General features: G+C 69.8%; 16 protein-coding genes. 7 read left to right on the top strand and 9 right to left on the bottom strand.

The window, feature by feature from the left end:
* Nucleotides 1-14 precede the first annotated feature (14 nt).
* Nucleotides 15-1,235 (top strand): L,D-transpeptidase, encoded by a 1,221-nt coding sequence (locus ABD205_RS11175; RefSeq protein ID WP_344044896.1) that lies wholly within the window; start codon nt 15-17, stop codon nt 1,233-1,235.
* A gap of 12 nt (nt 1,236-1,247) precedes the next feature.
* Here the strand turns inward: ABD205_RS11175 and ABD205_RS11170 are convergent, their stop codons facing one another.
* From ABD205_RS11170 to ctaE, 5 genes are all read right to left on the bottom strand, one after another.
* Nucleotides 1,248-2,309: an LLM class flavin-dependent oxidoreductase gene (locus ABD205_RS11170; RefSeq protein ID WP_344044895.1), complete on the bottom strand. Its 1,062-nt coding sequence runs from the start codon at nt 2,307-2,309 to the stop codon at nt 1,248-1,250.
* Nucleotides 2,310-2,484: 175 nt separating this feature from the next.
* Nucleotides 2,485-4,245: a cytochrome bc1 complex cytochrome b subunit gene (gene qcrB / locus ABD205_RS11165; RefSeq protein ID WP_344044894.1), complete on the bottom strand. Its 1,761-nt coding sequence runs from the start codon at nt 4,243-4,245 to the stop codon at nt 2,485-2,487.
* Nucleotides 4,242-5,366, bottom strand: coding sequence for a cytochrome bc1 complex Rieske iron-sulfur subunit (gene qcrA, locus ABD205_RS11160; protein ID WP_344044893.1), 1,125 nt, complete (start codon nt 5,364-5,366; stop codon nt 4,242-4,244). The genes qcrB and qcrA overlap by 4 nt, the downstream gene beginning before the upstream one ends.
* Nucleotides 5,363-6,238, bottom strand: coding sequence for a cytochrome bc1 complex diheme cytochrome c subunit (gene qcrC / locus ABD205_RS11155; protein ID WP_425572848.1), 876 nt, complete (start codon nt 6,236-6,238; stop codon nt 5,363-5,365). Before qcrC ends, qcrA begins: the two co-directional genes overlap by 4 nt.
* Before the next feature lie 31 nt (nt 6,239-6,269).
* Entirely contained in the window at nt 6,270-6,917 is a 648-nt protein-coding gene (gene ctaE / locus ABD205_RS11150) for an aa3-type cytochrome oxidase subunit III (RefSeq protein WP_344044892.1), read from the bottom strand.
* 65 nt (nt 6,918-6,982) lie between these two features.
* Between ctaE and ABD205_RS11145 the strand changes: the two genes are divergently transcribed.
* Genes ABD205_RS11145 through ABD205_RS11120 form a run of 6 tightly spaced genes read left to right on the top strand, consistent with a single transcriptional unit; the run spans nt 6,983 to nt 13,118 of the window.
* Entirely contained in the window at nt 6,983-7,930 is a 948-nt protein-coding gene (locus ABD205_RS11145; RefSeq protein ID WP_344044891.1) for a cytochrome c oxidase assembly protein, read from the top strand.
* A 31-nt stretch (nt 7,931-7,961) separates the two neighbouring features.
* Entirely contained in the window at nt 7,962-9,287 is a 1,326-nt protein-coding gene (locus ABD205_RS11140; RefSeq protein ID WP_344044890.1) for a hypothetical protein, read from the top strand.
* Nucleotides 9,284-9,691 (top strand): Rv3143 family two-component system response regulator, encoded by a 408-nt coding sequence (locus ABD205_RS11135; RefSeq protein ID WP_344044889.1) that lies wholly within the window; start codon nt 9,284-9,286, stop codon nt 9,689-9,691. Before ABD205_RS11140 ends, ABD205_RS11135 begins: the two co-directional genes overlap by 4 nt.
* A gap of 2 nt (nt 9,692-9,693) precedes the next feature.
* Nucleotides 9,694-10,728 (top strand): anthranilate phosphoribosyltransferase, encoded by a 1,035-nt coding sequence (gene trpD / locus ABD205_RS11130; RefSeq protein ID WP_344044888.1) that lies wholly within the window; start codon nt 9,694-9,696, stop codon nt 10,726-10,728.
* 48 nt (nt 10,729-10,776) lie between these two features.
* A complete protein-coding gene (locus tag ABD205_RS11125) occupies nt 10,777-11,817 on the top strand; it encodes an acyltransferase family protein (protein ID WP_344044887.1) in 1,041 nt (346 codons plus the stop codon).
* Nucleotides 11,814-13,118 (top strand): hypothetical protein, encoded by a 1,305-nt coding sequence (locus ABD205_RS11120; RefSeq protein ID WP_344044886.1) that lies wholly within the window; start codon nt 11,814-11,816, stop codon nt 13,116-13,118. Before ABD205_RS11125 ends, ABD205_RS11120 begins: the two co-directional genes overlap by 4 nt.
* Here ABD205_RS11120 and ABD205_RS11115 read toward each other — a convergent pair.
* From ABD205_RS11115 to ABD205_RS11100, 4 genes are all read right to left on the bottom strand, one after another.
* Nucleotides 13,108-17,772, bottom strand: coding sequence for an Ig-like domain repeat protein (locus tag ABD205_RS11115; protein WP_344044885.1), 4,665 nt, complete (start codon nt 17,770-17,772; stop codon nt 13,108-13,110). The genes ABD205_RS11120 and ABD205_RS11115 overlap by 11 nt on opposite strands.
* Before the next feature lie 125 nt (nt 17,773-17,897).
* A complete protein-coding gene (locus ABD205_RS11110; RefSeq protein ID WP_344044884.1) occupies nt 17,898-19,352 on the bottom strand; it encodes a hypothetical protein in 1,455 nt (484 codons plus the stop codon).
* Nucleotides 19,353-19,361: 9 nt separating this feature from the next.
* Nucleotides 19,362-19,640 (bottom strand): Lrp/AsnC family transcriptional regulator, encoded by a 279-nt coding sequence (locus ABD205_RS11105; protein ID WP_344044883.1) that lies wholly within the window; start codon nt 19,638-19,640, stop codon nt 19,362-19,364.
* Between the two features lie 4 nt (nt 19,641-19,644).
* Nucleotides 19,645-21,426 carry a DEDD exonuclease domain-containing protein gene (locus ABD205_RS11100; RefSeq protein WP_344044882.1) on the bottom strand — a complete coding sequence of 594 codons (1,782 nt, stop codon included), beginning with the start codon at nt 21,424-21,426 and terminating at the stop codon, nt 19,645-19,647.
* Nucleotides 21,427-21,463: the final 37 nt, after the last annotated feature.

Genomic DNA, 21,463 nt, shown 5'->3' with positions numbered 1-21,463 from the left:
GTCTGGAGATCGTCATGGGGTTCCTGCGCTCGGCCAAGCCGGCCGCGCTGATGCTCGCCGCCGCCACCGCCGCCGCCCTGTTGACCGGCTGCAACGCCGACCAGGGGGCGCCCAACGCCAGTGACGGGGCCAGCGAGAGCAGCAGCACGACGCCGACGCCGTCCACGACGCCGTCGGACCCGGTCGCGATCTCGGCGAACGTCAAGAAGGGCGAGCGTGACGTGCCGGTCGACCGCCTGGTCGACGTCAGGGCCACGGCCGGTCGTCTCGAGGACGTCACACTCACCGGCGGGACGACGACGGTCAAGGGCACCCTCGCCTCCGACGGCGCGTCATGGAAGGCGGACGGGCGTCTCGAGCCCGGCACGCTCTACACGATGGCCGCCACGGCGCGTGGCGCGCAGGGGGGCACGACCGAGCGACGTCTGCGCTTCCGGACCAGCGACCTCTCGCTCGCCCAGCAGACCTACCCCTCCGTCGCCCCGCTCGACGGCGAGACCGTCGGGGTCGGGATGCCCGTGATCGTGACGTTCGACCTGCCCGTCACGGACAAGAAGGCGTTCGAGCGGCACATGCACGTCATCAGCCAGCCCACGCAGAAGGGCAGCTGGCACTGGCTGAGCGACAAGGAGGCGCACTGGCGGCCGGCGTCGTACTGGCAGGCCGGCACCGACGTGACCGTCGACATCGGGATCAACTCGGTTCCGGCCGGCAACGGCGTCTACGGCCAGGAGGACCGCGAGGTCAGCTTCCACGTCGGCGACTCCCACGTCTATCGCGTCAACACGCAGACCGACCAGATGAAGGTCTGGGTCAACAAGCAGATGGTGCGGACGATCCCCATCACCACCGGCAAGGCGGGCTTCACGACGCGGTCGGGCACGAAGGTGATCGTCGAGAAGTTCGCGACCAAGCGGATGCGCTCGGAGACCATCGGCATCGGCAAGAACAACCCGGAGTACTACGACCTCAGCGACGTGCAGTGGGCGATGCGGCTGACCTACTCGGGCGAGTTCATCCATGCCGCCCCGTGGTCCGTCGGCTCACAGGGATATGCGAACGTCTCCCACGGGTGCACCGGCATGAGCACCGCGAACGCGAAGTGGCTCTACGACCTGAGCCGGCGCGGCGACGTCGTGGAGTACACGGGCACCAACCGGCCGATGGAGTTCTCCAACGGGTACGGCGACTGGAACGAGCCTTTCGCCCAGTACACCGCGGGCTCGGCGCTCTGACGGGGTCTGCCCTCAGCTCTCCGTCAGCAGCTCCCGCACCCGCGGGATGACCTTCGTGCCGTAGAGCTCGATCGAACGCATCAGCTGCTCGTGCGGCATCGTGCCGTTGCTGTACTTCAGGTCGAAGCGAGCGGCACCGAGCGCGCGGACCGTCCGGGCGATCTTGCGCGCGACGGTCTCGGGTGAGCCGGCGTACAGCGACCCCTCGACGATCTCGTTGTCGTACTCCCGGCGGGTGGCGGGCGGCCAGCCGCGTTCGGCACCGATCCTGTCGCGGTTCGCCTTGAAGTGCGGGAAGAGCAGGTCGGCCGCCTCAGCGTCGTCGTCCCAGACGAAGCCGGGGGAGTGGACGCCGACGGGCAGCAGCTCGGCCTCGGGGCCCTGTGACTCCGGGGCCAGCTCGCTGAGGGCACGGTGGTAGAGATCGACGTACGGCGCGAACCGTGCGGCGTCGCCGCCGATGATCGCGAGCATGAGGGGGAACCGGTAGCGGGCCGCTCGTACGACCGACTCGGGGGAGCCGCCGACGCCGACCCAGGCGTTCACACTGCCCCGCTCGGTCTTCGGGTAGACCTCGGCGTCGAGTGGGCCCCGGACGCTGCCGCGCCAGGCCACATGGCCCTCGGACCGGAGCTGCGCGAACAGGTCGAGCTTCTCGCTGAAGAGACTCTCGTAGTCGGCCAGGTCGAAGCCGAAGAGCGGGAACGACTCGGTGAACGAGCCGCGGCCGAGCGTGACCTCGGCGCGGCCGCCGGACAGGGCGTCCAGTGTGGCGGTCTTCTCGTAGACCCGGACCGGGTCGTCGGAGCTCAGGACGGTGACGGCCGTGCCGAGGATGATCCGCTCGGTGCGGCTCGCGATAGCGGCCAGCACGACCTCGGGCGCGCTGATCGCGAAGTCGGAGCGGTGGTGCTCACCGACGCTGAACGCGTCGATGCCGACCCTGTCCGCGAGCACCCCCTCCTCGACGACGTTGCGCAGCACCTGTGCGTGGGGGAGCGGCCGGCCGGCCGCATCCCAGGTCACGTCGCCGAACGTGTCGAGGCCGAACTTCACCGTGCTCAGATCCGTCATCGCTGTCCTTCTCCCGAATGTAGTTGACTGCGCAACAATCCCGGTACGACGTCTTGTTCCGCCGAGTCGGCGCGAACTGCACCTCCACAAATGCCGAGTCGGCGCATCCTCGCAGCGTTGACTGCGAAGATGCGCCGACTCGAGGTCTCAGGACTGCGAGGTTGCGCCGACTCGGCTAGTGCCCGTGGTGCTCCGGACGGATCGGCTCCTCGGAGACCGGGTGGCGGCCGTCGAAGTGGTGGCCGTCGGCCGAGTGACCGTCGATCGCCGCCAGCGCGTGAGCCTCGTGCTCGGCGTGGTGACGAGCCTCCTCGAGCTCCTCTGCCGTCGGCTTGTCGATGTCGTCCGCGTAGTAGAGCGTGCGGACCTTCTCGCGGAGCCCGGACAGCCGGCCCTTCGGCGCGGGGACGCCGTTGGTGTCGGCCTCGGCCGGCTCCGTGAGCCGCGCGGAGCTGCGGTCGCGCACCGTCATCGTGTACGCCTCGGCGCCGCTGATCGGCAGGTGCTTCTCGTAGTAGGAGCCCTCCGGCGTCCGCATGATGACGCCGGTCTCGTAGCCGTGGAGCAGCGTCTCGTTGTCGTGGCGCTGGAGGCTGATGCAGACCCGGCGCGTCACGATGAACGCGATGACCGGTGCGATGAAGACGGCCGCCCGCATGAAGTACGTGATCTGGTTGATCGATGCGTGCAGCCGGATCGCGATGATGTCGTTGCCGCCTGCGGCCCAGAAGCAGCCGTAGAGCGTCATCAGCGCAACCATCGTGGCCGTGCGGGTCGGTGCGTTGCGGGGCCGCTGGAGCAGGTGGTGCTCACGCTTGTCGCCGGTGATCCAGCCCTCGATGAAGGGCAGGAGGAGCAGCACCGTGAAGAGCAGGCCGGGCAGCACGATGATCGGCAGGAACACGTTCCACGACCACGTCGATCCCCAGAAGTGGGACTCGATGCCGGGCATGATGCGCAGCGCGCCGTCGGGCCAGCCCATGTACCAGTCCGGCTGGGAGCCGGCGGTGACCTTCGTCGGGTCGTAGGGGCCGAACTTCCACACCGGGTTGATCGACATCAGGCCGCCCATGATCGCGGTGACGCCGAAGACGATGAAGAAGAACCCACCGGCCTTGGCGGCGTACACGGGGAGCATCGGGAAGCCGACGACGTTGTTCTCCGTGCGGCCGGGTCCGGGCCACTGCGTGTGCTTGTGGTAGACGAGCAGCAGCATGTGGGCCGCGATCAGTGCCAGCAGCAGGCCCGGGATCAGGAGCACGTGGATCGTGTAGAGGCGCGGGATGATCGCCTCGCCGGGGAACTCGCCGCCGAAGAGGAAGAACGAGATGTACGTGCCGACGACCGGCATCGACTTGATGAACCCGTCCGCGGCCCGGATGCCGGTGCCCGACAGCAGGTCGTCGGGGAGCGAGTAGCCGGTGAAGCCCTCGAGCGTGCCGAGCAGCAGCAGGAGGCAACCGATCACCCAGTTGACCTCGCGCGGCTTGCGGTGCGCGCCCGTGAAGAAGACACGCAGCAGGTGGATCATCATGGCCGCGATGAAGAGCATCGCCGCCCAGTGGTGCATCTGGCGCATGAGCAGGCCGCCGCGCACGTCGAAGCTGATGTTCAGCGCCGACGCGAACGCCTCCGACATGGAGATGCCGCGCATCTGGTCGTAGGAGCCCTGGTAGGTGACCTCGGCCATCGACGGCCGGAACCACAGCGTCAGGAAGACGCCGGAGAGCAGCAGCACGACGAAGGACCAGAGCGCGATCTCGCCGAGCATGAACGACCAGTGGTCGGGGAAGACCTTGCGCAGGTTCTTCTTGCCCATGGCCGCCAGGCCGAGGCGCTCGTCCGCCCAGGTGGCGGCAGCGCCCGCCTTGGACGGCTTCGAGGCCGTCGCGGCGGTCTTGTTGGAGGTGGCGACCTTGGATGTGTCGATGCTCATGAGAGACCCTTAGCAACCTCGGACGGACTCTTGGTGTTGCGCTCCCAGAAGCTCGGGCCGACCGGCTCGAGGAAGTCGCTGAGCGCGATGAGGTAGCCCTCGTCGTCGACTCCCAGCGGCAGCTGGGGCAGGTGCCGACCGGCCGGACCGAAGACGACCTTGCCGGAGTCGGCGAGGTCGAAGGTCGACTGGTGGCAGGGGCACAGCAGGTTGTGCGTCGTCCGCTCGTTGAGCGAGATCGGGCAGCCGACGTGCGTGCAGATCTTGGAGTACGCCACGATGCCGTTGACCGACCAGTTGCGGGTCACCGGGCTGACGATGTCGTTGGGGTCCATCCGGAGCATGACGAGCGCGGCCTTCGACTTCGCGATCTGCAGCTCCGCGCCGGAGAGCTCGGGCAGGCCGTTCTCCGCGGTCGGGAAGAGGGCCTCCGGCTCCGCGTTGAGAAGGTCGCCGATCTCGAGGTCGGACGCCTTGACCGGGGTGCCGACGACGTCGCGGACGACGCGCATCCCCTTCCGCCAGACGGTGTGATGGAGGCCGGCGCCTTCGTACTCGCCGACGACCTCGTTGGGCAGCGGGCCGAGGTCGCGGAGCATGACGACGGCGGGCGCGGCCAGCAGGGCCACGGACCCGAGCAGGGTGTTGCGGACCAGCGGGCGCCGCCCGATGCCGGACTCCTCGAGTCCCGCGTTGAGCGCGGCGAGCGTCTCCGCGCGGTCGCCCTCCGACGACGAGGCCGGGTGACGCAGCTCGCTGATCTCGTGGTCACCCATGAGCTTGCGGGCCCACTGGATCACGCCGATGCCGATGAGGAGCAGCGCGAGGCCGAGCGAGACGCCCAGCGCGACGTTCGAGGCGCCGAGGCCGATGATGGTGGGGCCGTCGACGCCCGTCTCCAGGGTGATGTAGAAGACGACGAACAGGACCGTGCAGATCGCCGAGAGGCCGAACAGCGTGGCGACCTGGCGCTCAGCGCGCTTCTCGGCCTTCGCGTCGACGTCGGTCGGACGCCAGACGTGGTCTGGGAGCCCGGGGTCGGCGAGCAGCGCGTCCGTACGCGCGTTGATGACCTCGTGACCCGGCTCGTGCCCCGTGTCGTGGCTGCTGTCGGCGCTCACGCCTGCAACTCCTTCTTCTTGCTCGAACGGGTGGTGTGGGCCGCGATCCAGACTGCGAAAGCGACGCAGATGCCCAGGCCGACGAGCCAGGCGAACATGCCCTCGCTCACGGGACCCAGGTTGCCGAGGCTGAAGCCGCCGTAGCCCGGCTGCTCCTTCATCGACTGGATGTAGGCGATGACGTCACGCTTCTCCTCGGGGGAGAGGTTGCCGTTGGAGAAGTTGTCCATCGGGCCGGGGCCGGTGAGCATGGCCTCGTAGATGTGTCGCGGGGAGGTGTCCAGGATCCGCGGGGCGTAGCCGCCACGTGGCATCGCGCCACCGGCGCCGGTGAAGTTGTGGCAGGCGGTGCAGTTGGTCAGGAAGATCTGGCCACCGCGGACGATCGCCTCCTGCTTCTCCTGCTCGGTCATGCCCTCGGTCGAGTAGTCAGCCGACGTCGGGATGGCCGGTCCGGGCGCGAGCGAGGCGACGTACGCCGCGAGGGCGGCGATCTCGTCCTCGCTGTACGCGTCGCGCTTGACCGGGCCCTGCTGGCCGGGGCGCGCGAGCGGCATCCGGCCCGTGCCGACCTGGAAGTCGACGGCGGCCGCGCCGACGCCGGCGAGGCTCGGCCCGATCAGCTTGCCGTTGATGTCGACCTGGCCCTCGCCGTTCTGCCCGTGGCAGAAGGCACAGCCGACGAGGAAGAGCTCACGGCCCTGCTTGACGAGCGCGTCGTCGCTGGCGGCCGAGGAGGCCGAGGACGACGGTGAGACGGCGGCGTACACGCCACCGGAGAGCAGCAGGCCCAGGAGCAACACGACGAGCCCGGCGACCGGGCCACGACGGTACCGCGAGAGCCGACCGGCGGAGCGGTTCAGGAAACGCAATTCGAAGTCCTCACTCAGTCTGCTGCGCAGGTCACTTGATGATGTAGATCGTGGCGAACAGGCCGATCCAGACCACGTCCACGAAGTGCCAGTAGTACGAGACGACGATGGCGCTCACCGCCTGCTCGTGCGTGAACGTCCGGGCGATGTAGGTGCGGCCCAGGACGAAGAGGAAGGCGATCAGACCGCCGGTCACGTGGAGACCGTGGAAGCCCGTGGTCAGGTAGAACATCGTGCCGTACGCCGAGTTCGGGATCGTGATGCCCTCCTGGATCAGGGAGGCGTACTCGGTGGCCTGGCCGGCGATGAAGATCGCACCCATGATGTAGGTCAGGATGAACCACTCGCGCAGCCCCCAGCCCGTGACCTTCAGGAGGCCGGCGGAGCGGCCGACCTTGCCGGCCTCAGCCTTGAAGACGCCCATCTGGCAGGTCACCGACGAGAGCACCAGGATCGTGGTGTTGACCGCGGCGAACGGGACGTTCAGGTGCGCTGTGTTCTGCGGCCACAGCTCGGGGCTGACCGACCGGATCGTGTAGTACGCCGCGAAGAGGGCCGCGAAGAACATCAGCTCGCTGGAGAGCCAGATGATGGTCCCGACGCTGACCATGCTCGGTCGGTCGTGCTGACCCGTCAGACGGGATGCCGGAATAGCTGAAGCAGTCGCCACGGACGCCATTATGTCGGTCCTTCTTCCCGAGGGCACCCCGACCCCCTGTCTGGTGGCGTCATAAAGTTCACAGAGTGCTCGTCCCCCCGCTCAACACCCTTCCCGACCTCCCGCCGTTCGGCCTCTCCCGGCTGATCACGGAGTGGGGACTGTCCCCGATCCCGTTCATCGTGACGATCTGGGCGGGCGGCCTGTACCTGTGGGGTGTCTGGACGCTGAAGCGGCGCGGGGACCACTGGCCGGTCGGCCGGACGATCGCCTTCGTGGTGGTCGGGCTGGGCTTCTTCTACGTCGCCACGTGCTCGGGTCTGGCGGCCTACGACACGACGCTGCTGTCGGTGCACATGGTCCAGCACATGACGCTGTCGATGCTCGTGCCGCTCGCGCTGGCGCTCGGGGCACCCGTCACGCTCGCGCTCCGGACGCTGCCGCACGGGCCGCGGCGGTGGCTGCTCGCCGTACTCCACTCGCGGGCGGTGAAGGTGCTGTCGTTCCCGCCCCTCACGTTCCTGCTGTACGTCGTCTCGCCCTGGGCCCTCTACTTCTCCGGGTGGTACACCGCGTCACTGCACTCCGACTACGTCCACGAGATGATGCACGTGCACCTCGTGCTGGTCGGGGCCCTGTTCTTCTGGCCCATCGTGGGGATCGACCCGATCCCGGGGCGGGTGGCCTACCCGTTCCGGGTGCTCCTGGTCGTGCTGACGCTGCCGTTCCACGCGTTCCTCGGCATCACGATCATGGGGCAGACCGAGCTGCTCGGCGGTGACTGGTACCCCCGCCTGCACGACGGGCCGATGGGCGCCTGGCTGCCGGACCCGCTCGCTGACCAGCACCTCGCCGGGGGGATCCTCTGGGGTGCCGGGGACCTGGTCGGGCTGGCGTTCTTCGGCGTGCTGTTCACCCAGTGGGTGCGTGCGTCGATGAAGGAGGCCGTGCGCGAGGACCGGCGTCTGGACCTGCTGGAGGCCCGGGAGCGCGCCGCCCAGCGGTCCGGCACGAATATGTCCGACTCCACCTGAGACGGCATCCGGTTATGGCACCCTTCGTGCCATGCGAGGGACTCGGTGGGCCGCGTGGCTTCCCGTCCTCGTCTTCGTCGGAACAGCGTTGGTCTACTCGGCGACGATCTCCCGGCTTCCGAGCTACGACGCCACCACGGCGAACATGGTGTCCTGGAACATCGCGAACACCGGCAGCCCCGACGTCGCGCTGACCGACTTCCCGGGCTTCAACGGCCTGTCGACCCGCGACGGGTGGCTCGTGCACGACGCCCACGGCCACGAGATGATCGGGCGGGCTCCGGGCGTCATCGCCGCCAGCGTCCCGGCGTACCTGCTCGCGGGGCGGGGGGCGTTCACGGTCGTGCCAGGCGCCCTGACCGCAGCACTGCTGACCGCGGCGGCGATGGCCTGGCTCTTCTGGCTGCTCGCCCAGCTGGTGCCGACCCGCGTCGCCCTGCAGGCGGTGCTCGTCCTCGGATTCACCACGCCCGTGTGGACCGTCGCCGCGGACGCGATGTGGCCGCACAGCCTGACGCTCCTCGGCATGGTCGGCATGGCGGTCTGCGCGCGCTCCGACCGATGGTGGATGGTCGGGTTCTGGGGCGGTTTCGCGGCGACCGGTCGCCTCCACGTCGCCATCGTGTGCCTCGTGCTCGCCGTCGGCTGCTCCTGGCAACGCCGTCGGTGGGCGCCCATGCTCCAGGCCGGCGCGATCGGTCTCCTCTGGATCGGTGCGATCTCGCTCTGGACCCACTGGATGTACGGCAGGTGGGACCCGACGTCGGGCTACGTGGCGAGCAAGTTCGTCGACTACGCCGCCGGACATCGGTTCGACCTCGTCAACCTCCTCGGGTTCCTCGTCTCGCCCCACCGCGGCCTCCTCGTGTGGACACCGGTGCTCGTCCTGCTCCTGCCCGCGCTGGCGAGAGGCTGGCGTGAGCTGCCTGACTGGACCCGCTGGCTGGCCCTCGGCGGTGGTGTCTACCTGCTGGTGCAGGGGCTGCTGAACAGGTTCAGCGGCGGCTTCTTCTTCTACGGCTATCGCCTACCGCTGGAGACACTGGTCTGCGTGACGCCGGCGCTCGTGCTCTCGCGCGAGCACTGCGGAAGGGTGGCGCGGGCCCTGTTCGCTCCGCTCGTCATCCTCCAGGGCGCCCTGGTGATCCCCGGAGCGCTGACCGACCTGTACACGCCTCCGGTCGACTCGTGGACCACGAATGCGCTCTGGTACTGGTTCACCCGCAAGCCCGTCGCCATCGCCGGGCTGGTGCTCGCGAGCGGCCTGGCGACGGCCCTGGCCGTCCGACTTGCCGGTGCTCGAACGGTGACAGAGCCTGCAGAGGCCGAGCCCCAGCGAGTAGAGTCCGGGCCGTGACCGCGCAGAAGCCGCTCCGTGTGCTCGTCTACAGCGACGACATCGACATCCGTCAGCAGGTCATCCTCGCCCTCGGGCGACGCCCGCACCGCGACCTCCCCGAGGTCGAGTACGTCGAGGTCGCGACCGAGCCGGTCGTCATCTCGAACATGGACGCCGGCGGGATCGACCTGGCCATCCTGGACGGCGAGGCCGTGCCGGCGGGTGGCATCGGGATCGCGAAGCAGCTCAAGGACGAGATCTACGGCTGCCCGCCCATCGTCGTGCTCACCGGGCGTCCGCAGGACGCGTGGCTGGCGACCTGGTCGCGCGCGGACGCCGCCGTCCCGCACCCGCTCGACCCGATCGCGCTGGCGCAGACGGTCGTGACGCTGCTGCGCGACCGCGTGCCCGCGACCGCCTGACCATGGCACCCATCACCTGGCCCGACGTGCTCGGGACCCTGGTCGCGCGCGCCGACCTCACCGCGGCGCAGGCGTCCTGGGCGATGGGGGAGATCCTCGGCGGTCAGGCCACCGACTCCCAGATCGCCGGCTTCGCCGTCGCGTTGCGGGCCAAGGGCGAGACGACCGACGAGGTGCGCGGTCTGTCCGACGCGATGCTCGCCCGGGCGAACACGATCTCCGTGCCCGGCCGGCTCCTCGACGTCGTGGGCACCGGCGGTGACCGGTCGATGTCGGTCAACATCTCCACGATGTCGGCGATCGTGGCCGCCGGAGCGGGCGCGAAGGTGGTCAAGCACGGCAATCGCTCGGCATCGTCCCAGGCGGGCTCGGCCGACGTGCTGGAGGCGCTCGGCATCCGCCTGGACCTGCCGGTCGACCGCGTCGCCGAGGTCGCCGAGACCGCCGGGATCACCTTCCTGTTCTCCGCTGCGTTCCACCCGGCCATGCGCTACGCGGCGGTGCCGCGTCGTGAGCTCGGGATCGGCACGACGTTCAACTTCCTCGGCCCGCTGAGCAACCCGGCGCGCCCCCAGGCCAACGCGATCGGGTGCGCCGACCCGCAGATGGCCCCCGTCATGGCCGGCGTGTTCGCCGAGCGTGGCGCGGACGCCTGGGTGTTCCGCGGCGACGACGGTCTCGACGAGCTGACCACCACGACGACGTCGCACGTCTGGCGGGTGCGCAACGGTGCGGTGACGACCCACACCATCGACCCGCGCGACTTCGGCATCACGCTATCGGCCGCGGATGCTCTGCGCGGCGGGGACGTCGCCCACAACGCCGAGGTCGTACGCCGGCTGCTGGCCGGCGAGCAGGGGCCGGTCCGCGACGCCGTCGTGCTCAACGCGGGCGCCGCGCTGGCCGTCCACGAGGACGGCGCGGCGAGCGAGCTGAACCAGGAGCTGGCAGCAGGCGTGGCCCGGGCCGCCGAGGCGATCGACTCCGGTGCTGCGCAAGCGGTGCTCGAGCGGTGGATCGCCGAGTCGGCTCGCTGACTTCAGCGATTTCCCGCGCGGCGGAGCCTGTCCGCGGAGAATGGCGGGGTGCCGGGCCGCGGAGAGAGTCGCCTGTCGTACCGCCCGGAGCTCGATGCCCTGCGCGGCGTCGCGGTGTTGCTGGTCGTCGGCTCGCACGCGGGTGTTCCGGGTATGGGCTACGCCGGCACGGTCGGGGTGACCGTCTTCTTCGTGCTGTCGGGGTGGCTCATCACGAGGCTGCTCCTCGCCGAGCACGCACGATCCGGCCGGATCGACCTGCCGCTCTTCTGGCAACGCCGCGCCCGCAGGATCCTGCCGGCGCTCCTCGGCCTGCTCTTCGTGTGGAGCCTGCTCGGGGTGGTGAGTGGGAACGCCCGCGTCGCCAGTCCGCGTGCGGTCGTCGGAGCGCTGCTGTTCGTCAACAACTGGCTGGCGGTCCCGGGTGATCTCGGCGCCCTCAACCACACCTGGTCGCTCGCGGTGGAGGAGCAGTTCTACCTGGTCTGGCCGTTGCTGGTGACCTGCTGCCTGATCCGCGGCCGACGCAGCTGGGTGCGGAATCTGGCGGCGGCAGGCATCGCCGTGTCAGTCATCGAGAAGGCGTTGCTGCTCATGTCCGGTGCGCCCTGGGGCCGGATCTACTACGGCACCGACACCAGGATGGACGCGCTCCTGTGGGGCTGCTTCCTGGCAACCCTGGCGCCACCGTCCTCGCGGGGCTGGCGACGGGCAGCGGTCGCAGCTGCGGCCCTCGCGGTGCCGTTGCTCGGCTGGGCGCCGGGGGCGCGGGGTGACCTGTGGGCGCCGCCGCTCGCCGCTGCGGTGCTGGCGGGTGCGTTCATCCAGGCGACCGTCCACGGCACCGCGACCTGGATCCGCCCGCCATGGCTGGTCCACGTCGGCCGCCGGTCCTACGGGCTCTACCTGTGGCACCACGCCGTGATGACCCGACTGCTGTTGGGATCTCACGGCATGCACAGGGTCGCCCTCACGGTGGTCCTGCTCGCCGTGTCCTGGGCCCTGGCCGAGGCTTCGTGGCACCTGCTCGAGAAGCGCGCCCTGACGCGCCGACCACAGGCGTCAGCGGCTCGTGCGGTCGAGGCGTGACCAGCGTGTCGACGCCGGCCGTCGCGTCCCAGCGCGGCCGTGGCGCCACGACGATGAGCTGGGCGGGCTGGATCATGTCGCGTCTGGTCGTGCTCGCGCTCCTCGTCGCCGACCCGGCTCTCGGCAACGACACCAAGTACTGGAGCGGCGTGCTCGGCCTGGGTCGTGGCGTGGACGTGACGCTGGTCGAGTACCCGGTGCCGGCGTACGCCGTCCTCTGGGTGCCGGTGCAGCTCACCCGGCTGGTGGGCGGCACGCCGGCGGTCACGTTCGTGCTGCTGTTCCTCGCGCTGGACGCCGCCTTCCACGCCCTCCTGGTCCGCCATCGTCCCTCCGGACGGCTGGCCCTCGCCGGCGAGCTGACCTGGATCGCTTCGGCGCCGGCGCTGGGCGCGGTCTCCGCGGTGCACTTCGACATCGTGACCGGTGTGCTGGTCGGAGCGGCGCTGGTGCTGGGCGCCCGCTCGTCCGGCGCGGGAGCGGCGCTCGCCACCGTCGCCGCCGGGATCAAGTACTGGCCGGCCATCGTGCTGCCCGCGATCGTGCTGGGAGCACGTTCGCGCGGTCGTGCCGCGTGGACGGTCGTGCTCGTCGGCGCTGCGCTGGCCGGCGGCAGCCTGGCGATCGCGGACGCGCACCGGTTGTTCACCCCGCTCACGTGGCAGGGCGAGCGGGGGCTGCAGCTCGAGTCGGTCGCCGCGACGCCAGCCGTCGTCGGTCATCTCGTGGACCCGGGACGATTCCGGGTCGCCTTCACCGACCACCAGTCCTTCGAGATGTTCGGACCGGGGACCGCGGTGGCCCTGACGGCGGCGACCGTGGGCTCGGGCCTCCTCGTGGCGCTGCTGGGCGTGCTGTGGTGGCGCGGGCGGCACTTCCAGGGAGCGGAGGTGCTCGTCTGGACGACCCTCACGGCCACGACCGGCTTCATCGTCGTCGACAAGGTGTTCAGCCCGCAGTACCTGCTCTGGCTCACCCCGATCGCAGCAGCCGGTCTCCTGCGCGTGCGCCCCAGCGAGCGCGCCCGACTCGCCGCCTGGTCGGTAGGCCTCGTCGCCGCGTGCGTCGCCACCCAGCTGGGCCCGGTCCTCGGCCTCTGGTGGATCGTCGACTCCCGTGGCGGCGTCGCCGTCGCCACGGTCCTCCTCGTTGCGCGGAACGCGCTGATGGTGGGGCTGTTCGCCTACGCCGGTGTGAGGGCCCTGCACCTCGCGAAGCAGGACGAGCGCTACGACGTGGCTGGTGCGCCGGGGCCCCCGGACGACTCGTCAGACCGGGCGACTGCCGCGATCATCTCGTGACCTTGAGCGTGACCGAGCTCGACTGGGAGGCGGAGACGGTCGCCGATCCCGCGTAGCGCATCACGAGCGGATACCTGCCCCTCTTCAGCTTCGGCAGTCTGAACGTGAGCTTGCCATGCTGGCCGGCGGTCAGGGATTTCGTCGCGATGACGTGGCCCTTGGCCAAGATCTGAATCGTGCCGGTGGGGCCGGGGATCCCCGAGGCGGTGACGGTGATCGTGACAGTCGCCTGCTTGGTCCGCCGGACGGTGGCGCTCTTCAGTGAGAGCGTCGACCTGCTGGCGACCTTGGGCACCCGCACGACGGCTGATGTCGCGGTGCCCGGCGTACGACCGGCGATCGTTGCGGTGACGCGGACGCTGAGTGCCTTGGCGACGTCCGCGAGCCCGACCCGATAGGAGGAGGCCGTCGCGCCTGCGATCGGCGACCCGTTGCGCAGCCACTGATAGGTGTAGCGCGCGCCGCCGGGGGACCAGGACCCTGACGTGGCCGACAGCTGCGCACCGAGCCTGGGAGTGCCGGAGATCGAGGGGGATGCCGTCGAGACCGGAGCGCTGCCGATCGCGACCTGGACCGCAGCGCTGTCGGCATAACCGGTCTCGTAGCCGGCCGCCGTTCCCGCGGCACGCACGCTGATCGAGTGTCCGGCGTCGGCCGCCGTCAGGATGTACGTCGGCCTGGTTGCTCCGCCGATGGCGACGCCGTTGCGCAGCCACTGGTACGACGGCGTGACGGTCACGTTCGGGCCGGGCGCAGTCCATTGTGCGACGGCCGTGAGGGTTGCTCCGACGGTGTACGAAGGCCCACTGATCGAGGGGCCGTTGGAAACGACCGGTGCCGGACCAGGCGTCGGTGTCACGGGCCCGCCGACTGAGACGCCGTCCGCGTAGCCGGCGCGCTTCCCGGTGGCGACGACCGTGATCGACTTTCCGGCGTCTGTCCCCTTGAGCGTGTAGGTAGGACCGGTCGCGCCGGCGATGTTGCTTGTGCCGTTCTTCCACTGCCACGTCGTCGAGACGTCGCTGACGTTCCACACCGGGTCGCTCGCGCTGAGCTGCTCACCGACACGTGCGGTGCCCGTGATCTGGGGCGGCACGGTGGCGGAGGCAGCCGGCCCGGCTGCGACCATCTTCTGCGCGCTGGTGCTGGAGCCGGAGTTGTAGCCGTCGAGCGAGCCGGTCGCCCGGACGCTGATGTTGTAGCCCTTGTCGGCTCCAACGACGACGTACGTCGTGGCGGTGGCCCCCGTGATGGGAGTGCCGTTGCGCAGCCACTCGTACGACGTGGTGGTGCCTGCCAGGTCCCACGTGGGCGTCGTCGCCGTCAGCACTCCGTCGACGGAGAACTGGCCTGTGACGCTCACTGCCGTGGTTGCGATAGGGCTCGATTGGACGCTGTAGGACTGGATAGGCGTCGAGCCAAGCGGCTTTCCGTTGGGATCGAGCGCGGTGACCCACCAGTCGTAGGTCCCCGTGGCCAGTGACTCGGTCGGCGCGTAGGAGGTCGCCGGCGTCGTCACAGTCGTCGTCGTGCCCGGGCCCTGAAGGCGCCGCACGAGCGTGTAGCCGGACACGTCGATCCCGGCCGGCGCGGTCCAGCTGAACACGGTGTCGTTCGGCTTGACGGTGGCGCCGGCGCCGGGCGAGAGGGTCGCCGGGGCCGGGCCGTCCACCGTGAACGACTGCCAATCGCTCCAGGTCCACTTGATGGTCGCGGATCGACTGCCGCGTACGCGCCAGGTGTAGGTGCCGGGGGCGAGGACGCCGCGGGAGAGCGCGGTGCCCGCGCTGCTGCTCGAGGGTACGGTCCACGTCGAGTTCAGGATGCCGGACAGATTCACGACGCGGTTCGTCGTGCTTCCGCCGCTCGGGACGCCGCCCGCGTACACCTCGACATCGTAGTCACGGGCGTAGGCGAGGGGTGACCAGCTGAACGACTGCTTGCCGGACACGTGGCCGCCCGCGGGGGAGAGGCCGGTGGGCGCGTACGACGCTTTGGTGAAGCCGCGGATGCTGCTCCAGTTCATCGCACGGTTCGAGCCGTCGATCGCCCGCACCCGCCAGTAGACAGGGCCGTCGGGATACGTGGCAGACGAGGTGTACCAGGTCTGGTCGACCGTGGCGCTGTCGAGCAGGGTGCCGAAGTTCGGGTCGTTGGAGATCTGCACGTCGTACTGCCGTGCCGTCGTGGTGGCGACCGACCCGGTCAGGGCGGTGTCGGTCCCGTTGTCGGCGTACTCGGTGTCCAGGATGTCGTCCCAGGACAGCGTGACGTCGTTGTCGTCGGCGTACCCGCTGCGCACCGTGGGCAGGTTCGCGGTGTTCACGTTGTTCGGGTCGGGGACGACGACGCCGGGCCCGTTGCTGCTCGCGCCCAGCGACTTCTTGTTGAACGCGTGGGTCGCCGTCGCGGGCTCGCTCTCGCACACAACGCCCACACAGGGGACGACCACCCAGTAGTACGACGAGGTGACCTGCTCCTGTCCGGCCTGGGCGTCGTTGACGGTCGACGTGCTCGCCCACATGGGCTGGAGCGCTGTGAGTCGGGTCATCTGAGGGTACGGCGTCGTCTTCTCGGCGTCGGCGTAGAAGCTGATCCGGTAGGTGCTGATGTCGCGATTCCCGGTGGACCAGTCGAGCACCGGCGTCTGCCGCAGGTTCTGGCAGGTGGCCGGCAGCAGGTTCGAGCAGGTCTCCTGAGCCGCCCCGGCGTTGCCGTACAGCTCGTTGCCGCTGAGTGCGGCGTGGTAGTTCTGCTCCAAGATCGGGCCGGGGTCGAGGATGGTGAACGTGGTGTCGCTCGGCTGCGGGTCGGCCAGGTTCGGCGCGTGACTCGTTGCGAGCAGGATGTTGTTGTCGGCGTACGCCTCGACATACCAGCGATAGATCCCCGGGAGGCCGTAGGCGGCGGTGACGTCTTCGCCCGCCGGGAAGGCGAACGAGCCGAGCTTCGTGTAGGCGGTGGCTCCGGGTCGAGCCACCATGACGGTGTAGCTCTTCGCGCCGGTGACGGCGTTCCACTGCAGCGTCGGCGGCCGGTAGCCCGAGACGCCGGAGTTCGTCGGGTCGGGCGCAGCGGCCGTCTGTGAGTACGTCCCCGAGATGGTGAACGTCGGCTGACTGCCGGGGGCGAGGCCGACGCCGACGGAGCCGGACGCTGTGACGATCCGGACGTCCCAGCGGTAGCTCGCTGCCTTGAGCAGCGTGGGCGGGGTGAAGGACGTGGCGTCGGTCGTCCAGGTCTGCGCGGGAGTTCCATTGGCGTCGGTCGGGCTAATCGTGACCTGGTAGGTCTCGGCCATAGGCACCGGATCCCATCGCAGCGTCGGCACGTCGACCGTGCCTGAGAGCGGCCCAAGCAGGTTCGGACGCGAGAACGAGTAGGAGAACGCCCGGGTCGGCGCGACAGAGAACTGCGTGGACACCTCTGGAGACGTGCGCGGAGAGTCGAAGGCGACGACTCGCCACCAGTTGGTGCCGTCCTGGCGCGGGAAGCAGCCGGTGTCGAGAGTCGAACCAGGCACGAACGTCGTGTGGACCGTGGTGCAGCTCTGATACGTGTCCACGGCGAAGTTGGGCGTGGTCGAGACGTCCAAACGGTAGTAGGTCGCCAGCTTGACCGGGGCCCACTGGTAGTACAGGGGCTGCGCGTCGGTCAGGTCCGCGCCGTCGAGCGGCCACTGGGGCTGGGGCTGCTCGGTCCAGTTCTTGACGAAGGAGCGGGGCAGGTGAGCGGCCAGGAGTTGGTCGAACGTCGGCCCGTTGCCCGTCGCATCGAGCGGGCGGACCTGCCAGTACCACGAGCCGTTGTGGTAGGTCGTCGGAGGCGAATAGCTGGTCGCCTGGATGCCCGTCTTGCTGTCGTAGATCGTCTTGAAGTCGGCGTCCTTGCTGACGCGGATGTCGTAGCTCGCCGCGCCGGGCACGGGGTCCCAGTCCAACCGCACGCCGGTGATCGTCTGTCCGTCGGCGGGGTAGCGGAGGGTCGGCTCTGGCAGGGCGGAGACGGTGATCGCCGCCGGGTCCGTCCAGTCGCTGACCACGCCGTTGGCGAAGTTGGTCGAGACACGCCACCAGTACGTGCCTGGTGCGAGCTGGATGTTCGGCGTGAACGAGGACGAGCCGATCGAGGCTGTGACCTTGAGGTTGGACGCACCGAAGTCCGTGCCGTTGTTGGCGACCTGGACGGCGTACGAGGTCGCGCCGGGCACCGGCGTCCACTCGAAGTGGAGCGGGCTGCTCGGCACCGTGAACGTGCTGTCGCCCGCGGCGACCGGGAACGTCACCTGGGGAGCAGGAATCGCCGACCGAGCCAGATGCTGAGTCGTCGACCAGGCCCCCGTGGTGTCGTTGATCGATGCCTTCGCACGGACGTGCCACTGCAGGTCCCCACCGGAAGGCACGGGGAGCTGGACCGTCGGGATCCACGTGTCGTTGACGGTCTTCGCCGTGGCAGCCGTCGTCGCGAAGTTGTCAGCCGAGACCTCGACGTCGTAGCCCCACGCCCCGGGCACTCGGTCCCAGGTGAAGGTGGGTGGCTGCGTGGCGCTGGGTGTCGTGGCCGCCAGAGCAGGTGGCGCGGCGAGCGCCGAGGCCTGCGACGTCGTCACGGCGAGTACACCGACCGGCATCAACAGGGCGGTGATCGCACCCACCAACGCGCGACGAACGTTCTGTCCTCGAGACATAGTGCGATCCCTCTCCGGTTCACAGACAGGCCGAACCTAAGGTCCGGCCTTTGCCTTCGGGAGCGGTCCCGGGCGGAAATGGTCCGTTCGGACTACGAAGTGTGGCCGCTCGCGTCGAGCCAGCCCGGCGGCGCGACCAGGATCGCCACGTTCTTGTTGTGGTGCGTCATCGTCCAGCCGGCCTGCTGGAGTGCGTACACCGTCTGGGTGCCCGTCCGCTCGAGGGCGATCGTCGCGCCGGTGCTCCGGACGAAGTCGTCCCATCGCGGCTTGACGGTCTCGAGTCCGTCGCGCGCGCGTAGCTCGGAGAGCGTGTAGACGTCGGCGTACCCGTGCACGACGGGCTGGAGCGTCGGGTACTTCCACAGCAGGTAGCTGCCGACGGTCATCCCGGTCAGGACCGGAGTGCCGGCGGGCAGGCCGCCGATCTCGGAGTCGACCCAGGCAGGCTGCACCAGCTGGTCGGCCGACGTGTGCGGCACCGCGAGAGCCAGGCCGACCAGGAGGGACCCGACGACGCCGAGCACGACGGCTCTCTCGCGCCTGGTCGGCGCCGTGCGGTCGCCCATCAGGTCGCCGGCGACGGACGCGGCGAGTGGCACGAGGATCGCGACGGCGACCGGCACCGTGCGCTGCGAGTAGACGCTGCAGCCGAGCGCGCCGACCAGCAGCATGGTGTCGAACCACGTCGTGCGTGTGGACCTCACGAGTGCCACCGTCGTCGCGCCCAGCAGCACCAGCAGCATCCCCGCCTGGCGTGTGCGGAAGTCGGGCGGCCCCCACTCTCCGAAGAACTCGGCACGGGAGTTGACGAGCAGCACGGCGCCGTACAGCCGCGGGCCGACCGGTGTGAGGCCGGCGGCGACGAACGACAGCACCGGCACCGCCAGCAGCTTGGCGACGTGTGCCCGGGGCGGTCGGAGATCCAGGGCGATGCCGATCGTCGCGGCGACGCCGATCGCGATCCCGATCGGCCACATGCCGTGGAGCATCGCCCACAGCCAGGTCGTCGGAATGAGCAGCCAGGGCACGCTCGAACGGTCTCTGGCGCGCTGCCAGACCGCCACCGTCACGGTGACGAGGATGAACGACGCGACCTGCGGCCGCGTGGTGATGTTGGACCAGCAGGCGATGACGGCGACGGGCACGATGATCGCGGCCGGCAACAGTGCCGCCTGACGCCGCGCCGCCCAGAAGAGGACCCAGACGAACAGGACGTAGAGGAGCCCGAACGCCCAGGCGACGCCCGCCAGGCCGAAGACGTCCTCGTCGAGCGCCATCAGCACCTGCGAGAGCCACTGGGTCGGCAGCCACCGTTCATGCTCGAACGACGTCAGGTGACCCGGGTGCCACGGCGCCCAGCCTCCGTGCACGAACTCGTGGCCGATCCTCAGGTGGAAGTAGGCGTCGACGTTGTCGAGCGGCGTCGCCGCCTTCCGGGCCACCGCGCACATGGTCAGCACGAGGAGCAGGAACGGAACCGTCCGGCGGGTGAGCGTGTTGACGTGCCTGTCGAACGCGCTGGGCGCGCTGGCTCGCTGGAGCATCGGGTGCCGTCAGTCCAGACCGATGGAGAACGCCGACTCGAGGTCGTGCTTGGAGTAGGCACGGAACGCGATGTGCGTCTCGGTGTCGGCGACGCCCGGCACCTTGTTGAGCCGGTCGGCGACGACCGCGGCGATGTCCTCGTGGTTGCGGACGCGGACCAGCGCGATGAGGTCGATCTGACCCGTCGTCGAGTAGACCTCGCTGACGCCGTCGAGCGCGGCGATGGCCTCGGCGACCTCCGGGATGCGGGCCGTGTCGGCCTTCACGAAGACGATGGCGGTGATCACGGGCTCACCGTACCGGCTGGTGGACGGTCGTGAGGGTGCGTTGGTCATCAAAGGGCACGAGGCTCTTGCGCGACTCGTTGACGGCGTCGTGGACCGCCAGATGGCGGCTCGCACCGGCCACCGGGCAGGTCCATTCGCCGTCGACGTCGACCAGCCGGATGCCGGGCGCCTCGAGCCATCGCAGGATCACCTCCGACTCCTCGGCCGACGCGGAAGGGGTCGGGCCGGGACCCGCTGTCACCGTCTCTGCACTGGCCTTCAACTGCTCGACGTAACGGTGCGCGTCGGCGCCGGGCGGGATCACGCCGGCCGCGGCGAGCCTGCCGTGACGGACGACGTGGACGCTCCAGCGCCCGCTGTCCTCGCGACGCGCGGCGACGATCTCGGGGCAGCGGGTCAGCGCGGCGAGCCGCTGCGTGCGGGCGGCCGCCCTGATGAAGGCCGCGAGCCTGTCGCGGTGGACGCCGGCCTCCTCGAACCGCTCGTCCGAGGCGAGCGTGGCCATCCGGGCGGTGATCGAGTCGACGACCTGGTCCGGCTGGGCCGACATGGACCGCCGCAGCTGGGCGACCACGTCGCCGTACGCCGCCTCGTCGGTGCTGCCGTCGCACGGGGACAGGCACCTGCCCATCTCGGCCAGCACGCACGCGCTGCGCGACGGTCGTCGCGCGAGCCTCTCCGAGCACTGCCGGATCGGGAAGCTGTCGTGGAGGGCCTGGACAGCCTTCTCCGCGACCTTCTTGGAGCTGAACGGGCCGAGGTAGTCGGCGTCGTCGTCGAGCACGCGCTTCACCAGCGCCAGCCGAGGCCACGGCTCCCGGGTCAGCTTGATGAAGTGCACCTTCTCGGGGAAGCGTGAGCGGCGGTTGTAGCGCGGCTTGTGCTGCGCGATCAGACGCAGCTCGCGCACCTGCGCCTCCAGCGTCGTGGCGCACTCGATGCCGGTGACCCGCTCGGCGATGCCGACCATCTCGCCCATCCGGGTGCGGGTCTCCGAGGCGGTGAAGTAGGAGCGGACCCGCGTGCGCAGGTCGCGGGACGTGCCGACGTACAGCACCCGGCGTCGCTCGTCCTCGAACAGGTAGACGCCCGGAGCGTGGGGGAGCGCCTCCGCGAGGTGGCGCTTGCGGCGCTGGGCGGGGGTCACGCGTCCCGAGAAGGTCTGCAGCTCCTCGAGCGTGTGGACGCCGAGACCACCCAGTCGCTCCATCAGTCCGTGCAGCACGTCGACGGTCGCGCGGGCGTCGGCCAGCGCTCGGTGGTTGGGCGTGGTCGGGGAGTTGAACAGCTGGGCGAGCGAGGAGAGCTTGCAGTTCGGTGTGTCGTCGCGGGTGACGACCCGGCGGGCGAGCCTCGCGGTGTCCAGCACCTCGAACGCCGGCCACGGCCGCCCCTGCTGGTCGGCGAAGAACTTGAGGAAGCCGACGTCGAACGGCGCGTTGTGCGCGACGAGCACGCATCCCTGGGCGAACTCGAGGAACGCGGGCAGGGCCGACTCGATGGACGGTGCGTCGGCGACCATCGAGTTGCTGATGCCGGTGAGGACGGCGATGAAGGCGGGGATCTCGCTGCGCGGGTTGACCAGTGTCTGGAACTCGCCGAGGAGCTCGCCGCCCCGCACCTTGACCGCGCCGATCTCGGTGATCATCGAGCCGCCCTCGGCCGAGCCGCCGGTGGTCTCGAGGTCGACGACGCAGAAGGTGATGTCGCGCAGCGGCCGGCCGAGCTCGTCGAAGCTGCGCTGGGCCTCCCAGTGCGGCTGCTCGGTCCGGACGGCGCTGCTCATGTCGGTGACGTTAGGAGGCGCCTCCGACAATCTCGGT

Origin of the sequence: Nocardioides panacihumi, assembly GCF_039530925.1 — a bacterium.
Lineage (GTDB): Bacteria > Actinomycetota > Actinomycetes > Propionibacteriales > Nocardioidaceae > Nocardioides > Nocardioides panacihumi.
This window is presented reverse-complemented; position numbering and strand designations above follow the sequence as displayed.

Excerpts from the sequence above, each read along its gene's own strand:
- ABD205_RS11175 (WP_344044896.1), top strand. The coding sequence starts at position 15 with ATGGGGTTCCTGCGCTCGGCCAAGCCGGCCGCGCTGATGCTCGCCGCC.
- ABD205_RS11170 (WP_344044895.1), bottom strand. The coding sequence starts at position 2,309 with ATGACGGATCTGAGCACGGTGAAGTTCGGCCTCGACACGTTCGGCGAC.
- qcrB (WP_344044894.1), bottom strand. The coding sequence starts at position 4,245 with ATGAGCATCGACACATCCAAGGTCGCCACCTCCAACAAGACCGCCGCG.
- ctaE (WP_344044892.1), bottom strand. The coding sequence starts at position 6,917 with ATGGCGTCCGTGGCGACTGCTTCAGCTATTCCGGCATCCCGTCTGACG.
- ABD205_RS11140 (WP_344044890.1), top strand. The coding sequence starts at position 7,962 with ATGCGAGGGACTCGGTGGGCCGCGTGGCTTCCCGTCCTCGTCTTCGTC.
- trpD (WP_344044888.1), top strand. The coding sequence starts at position 9,694 with ATGGCACCCATCACCTGGCCCGACGTGCTCGGGACCCTGGTCGCGCGC.
- ABD205_RS11110 (WP_344044884.1), bottom strand. The coding sequence starts at position 19,352 with ATGCTCCAGCGAGCCAGCGCGCCCAGCGCGTTCGACAGGCACGTCAAC.
- ABD205_RS11100 (WP_344044882.1), bottom strand. The coding sequence starts at position 21,426 with ATGAGCAGCGCCGTCCGGACCGAGCAGCCGCACTGGGAGGCCCAGCGC.